This is a genomic window from Xanthomonas sp. SHU 166 (assembly GCF_000364685.1).
GTDB classification, from domain to species: Bacteria; Pseudomonadota; Gammaproteobacteria; order Xanthomonadales; family Xanthomonadaceae; genus Xanthomonas_A; species Xanthomonas_A sontii.
Genome location: NZ_AQOJ01000400.1, coordinates 1 through 4,277 on the forward strand (window position 1 = coordinate 1; position 4,277 = coordinate 4,277).

Consider the following 4,277-nt stretch of genomic DNA (forward strand, 5'->3'; position numbering starts at 1 on the left):
CTCCACGTACTGCACGAAGCCGTAGGTCGCGCCGATCACCACCAGCACTGCCGAGACCTCGGCGGCGGTGCGCTTGAACGAGAGTGCTTGCCACCATGTCTGCGCCGGCGGGGGCGGCGTCTGTCGGGTCGTTCGAGCCATGCATCACGGTATCGATGCCGCCATGCCGCTGTCTGCCAGCACGGCTGACATCGCCGCGCACGGCCGCGTTCGTCTACCTGGCGATACAGACGCGACGCCACGTGCCTCGCGATAAATAGGCGCCGCCCCAAGCACGGACATCGCGCGACGGCGCGGCATGGCCTCGCGCCTACGCAACTCACAGCAGGCGATGACTCGTCTTTCGGAGGTTTCGAAGCTACGGATCGTCGACGCGCAGGGATAACCGCCCACGCATGTTGCGCCGCAACTTGACGCATCGAGCGCCCGGGCGGAGTCTTGGCATGAAATTTCGAAATAATTTTCGCAATCCGAAATTCACTTGTCAAGCGACAGGATCGGGCGGGTCGAGCAAGCTGGCGATTCCCCCGGGTCCTCCAGGAACTGCAGATGATCAAGACGACTTCCCAGCGCGCGGCCGGCGCCGCGCCCGACGACGGCGACGAGGCCGGGGACAAGAAGCTGCGCAGCACCGTGCAGTCGCTGGCCAAGGGCTTTCGCGTGCTCGAGGCGTTCTCGTCCGAGCACGAGGAACTGTCGCTGAGCCAGATCGCGGCCCTGGCCAGGCTCGATCCCGGCACCACCTTCCGCATGCTCAACACCCTGGTCGAGCTGGGCTACGTGCACCGCGTGCCGGAGAGCCGCCGCTTCCGCCTGACCCTGAAGGTGCTCGACCTCGGCTTCCACGCCATCGCCCGCCGCGACCTGCGCAGCGTGGTGCGGCCGCTGCTGCGCACGCTGGTCAGCGACGTCAACGAAGCGGCCAGCTTCGCGGTGCTGCAAGGCCCCGACGTGCTCTACATCGAGCGCGTGCGCGCCGGCATCACCCGCCTGGGCGTGGACATCCGCATCGGCACCACGGTGCCCAGCACCCGTACGGCGATCGGCCTGGCGATGCTGGCGCACCTGGCGCCGGCGGAAGTGACGCGGGTGACCGGGGTCGACGTGCAGGGTGCGCAGACGCCGGAGATCGCCACGATCCGGCGCACCTTCGACAGCATCCGCCGCGACCGCTACGTGATCCTGGAGTCGATGCTGACGGAGGGCCTGCGCGTGCTGGCGGTCCCGGTGCTGGATGCGGACGACTATCCGCTCGGCGCGATCAGTGTCGCCGCGCCGTCGGTGCGCACCAGCCACGCCGAACTGCTGGAGACCGCCCTGCAGCCGACGCTGCTGGCCGCCAAGGACATCGCCTTCGCGATCCAGGCCAGCGGGAGTGTTGCCGTGACCGCCCCCAGCACCTGATCCGCCCGGGCCACCGCCCGGCCCTCTCTGTCGGTCTCGCTGCGTGGACGCTTCGGCGTCCGCGTCGGGGTCCCCTTGTCCTGCGAAAGGCAGCCACGATGCTCATGCCCACCACAGCCCCTGCCCCCACCGCCAACGCCACCGCCCGCACCCCCTCCATCGCCGAGGCGCAGGCGGAGATCGGCGCACGCCTCGAACGCCTGCCGATCACCCGCAAGGTGTGGTGGGCGCGCAACATCGTCGGCGCCGCCACGTTCTTCGACGGCTACACGGTGATCGCCATCGCCTACGCGATGCCAGTGCTGACCAAGGAATGGCAGCTGTCGCCGGCGCAGATCGGCACGATCCTGTCGGCCGGCTACCTGGGCCAACTGCTGGGCTCGGTGTTCTTCGGCTGGCTGGCCGAGCGCATCGGCCGCCTGCACGTGCTGCTGTTCACCATCCTGCTGTTCGTGTCGATGGACGTGGCCTGCCTGTTCGCCGGCAGCGCCGCGGCGATGATCGCGTTCCGCTTCGTCCAGGGCATCGGCACCGGCGGCGAGGTGCCGGTGGCCAGCGCCTACATCAACGAACTGATCGGTTCGAAGAAGCGCGGGCGCTTCTTCCTGCTGTATGAGGTGATGTTCCTGCTCGGCCTGGTCGCCGCTGGCGGCATCGGCTACTTACTGGTGCCGGCCTACGGTTGGAAGGCGATGTTCATGGTCGGGCTGATCCCGGCGGCGATCATGATTCCGCTGCGCTTCTTCATGTTCGAATCGCCGCGCTGGCTGGCCTCCAAGGGCCGCTACGCCCAGGCCGACACCATCGTCGCCGAACTTGAACGCAGCGCCGAGCGCCACCATGGCCCGTTGCCGGCGCCGGTGTTCGACCGCAGCGCGCTGCCCAAGGCGCAGCGCTCGGACTGGCGCGAGCTGTTCGGCAGCGTCTATCGCAAGCGCACCCTGGTGATCTGGAGCCTGTGGTTCTGCTCCTACCTGGTGGCCAACGGCATCATCACCTGGCTGCCGACGCTGTACCGCACGCACTTCGGGCTGTCGCTGCAGCAGAGCATCGCCTATGGCTTCTTCACCTCGCTGGCCGGTGTCGCCGCCGCTGTGGTGTGCGCGCTGTCGATCGACAAGGTCGGGCGCAAGCGCTGGTACGGACTGGCGTTCGCCGCCGGCGGGCTGCCGCTGCTGGCACTGGCGGCGCTCGGCGGCACCTCGGCGCCGCAGGTGCTGGTGTTCGCGGCGCTGGGCTATGCCGCGGTGCAGACCATCACCTTCTCGCTGTACCTGTATTCGGCCGAGCTCTACCCCACCCGCATCCGCGCCATCGGCACCGGACTGGGCAGCGCCTGGCTGCGCCTGGGCTCGGCCTGCGGGCCGCTGCTGGTCGGCGCGGTGATCGCCGGACTCGGCATCCGCTACGTGTTCGCCGCCTTCGCTGCCGTGCTGCTGGTCGGCGCCGTCGTGACCTGGCGCTTCGCCCTGGAAACCAAGGGCAAATCGCTGGAACAGCTGTCGCCCTGAACGCAGCGCCGGCACTGCCGCCGGCGCATCGCGCCACACCTCCGCACCACCCCCGTCGGACCCCGCGTTCGATTCCATCCCCCGTTGATCCAAAGAAGAGGAAATGAGCATGAGCACCATCGACCTGAAAGGCCTGGTCCCCGCCCCGGTCACCCCGTTCACCCGCGACGGCGCCGTCGACTATCCCGCGATCAAGCGCATCGGCGCCTGGCTCGGCGGCATCGACGGGGTCAAGGGCCTGACCGTGCTCGGCCACGCCGGCGAAGGCACGTTCCTGGAGCGCGACGAACAGGCCAAGGTGATCACCGCCTTCCGCGACGCCGTCGACGGCCGCATCCCGATCATCGCCGGCATCACCCTGGAAGGCACCCGCGTCGCCGCCGACGAAGCCAAGCGCGCGGTCGCCGCCGGCGCCTCCGCCGGCCTGATCTATCCGTCGCACGGCTGGCTGCGCTTCGGCTACCAGAAGGGCGCGCCGCAGGACCGCTACAAGGCCATCCACGAGGCCAGCGGGCTGCCGATGATCCTGTTCCAGTACCCGGACGCGACCAAGGCCACCTACGACCTGGAGACGTTGCTGGAGATCGCCGCGCTGCCGGGCGTGGTCGCGATGAAGAACGGCGTGCGCAACATGAAGCGCTGGGACACCGAGATCCCGGTGTTCCGCAAGGAGCGCCCGCACGTGCCGGTGCTGACCTGCCACGACGAGTATCTGCTGCACACCATGTTCGACGTGGATGGCGCGCTGGTGGGCTACGGCTGCATCGCCCCGGAGCCGCTGCTGGAGATGATCGCCGCGGGCAAGGCCAAGGACTACGCCAAGGCGCGCGCACTGCACGACCGTCTGCTGCCGGTGACCAAGAGCGTCTATCACCGCGGCTCGCACATGGAAGGCTCGGTGGCGCTGAAGTGGGCGCTGGTCGCGCGCGGCCTGCTCGATCACGCCACGGTGCGTTCGCCGCTGCTGCCGCTGGCCGAGGGCGCCGACAAGGAGATCGCTGCGGCGATGGCCGCCGCCGGCCTCGGCAAGGTGGGCTGACCCGCACGGGTTGCCTCCAGCTCGATGGGCCGCGCAGTTGCGCGGCCCATCCGCTGCGGCGATGGCGTGCGCCTCGGCGCCGCAACGCGTTCCGGTCTGCCCTCGCGTTTCTTTGCCGGTCCCCCACAGGTCTGCACACAGGCGTGCCCGTCGCCGACGGACGCGACGCCGTGCTGCGGCTCCACGACCGGAAGGTGTCTTCCCTTCGCGCACTGCCGCGTCGCCGCGCACCCACCGCGCACGTCCGGCGAGTGCTTCGTCTCGTCCGTGGAGCGTCCCATGTCCCGTTCTCTTTCCTGCGTCTCGTTGCTAGCGGCGGGGGG

The 4,277-nt window shown here is 69.3% G+C and carries 3 protein-coding genes; all 3 read left to right on the forward strand.

All coding sequences use genetic code 11. From position 1 onward, the window contains the following. Positions 1-549 precede the first annotated feature (549 nt). The gene (locus D180_RS11075; protein WP_017912848.1) at positions 550-1,404 is read left to right on the forward strand and encodes an IclR family transcriptional regulator; all 855 of its coding nucleotides are present in this window, start codon (positions 550-552) and stop codon (positions 1,402-1,404) included. Between the two features lie 104 nt (positions 1,405-1,508). After that, positions 1,509-2,915 (forward strand): MFS transporter, encoded by a 1,407-nt coding sequence (locus D180_RS11080; RefSeq protein WP_017912849.1) that lies wholly within the window; start codon positions 1,509-1,511, stop codon positions 2,913-2,915. 109 nt (positions 2,916-3,024) lie between these two features. Further along, positions 3,025-3,954 (forward strand): dihydrodipicolinate synthase family protein, encoded by a 930-nt coding sequence (locus tag D180_RS11085; RefSeq protein ID WP_026144587.1) that lies wholly within the window; start codon positions 3,025-3,027, stop codon positions 3,952-3,954. Positions 3,955-4,277: the final 323 nt, after the last annotated feature.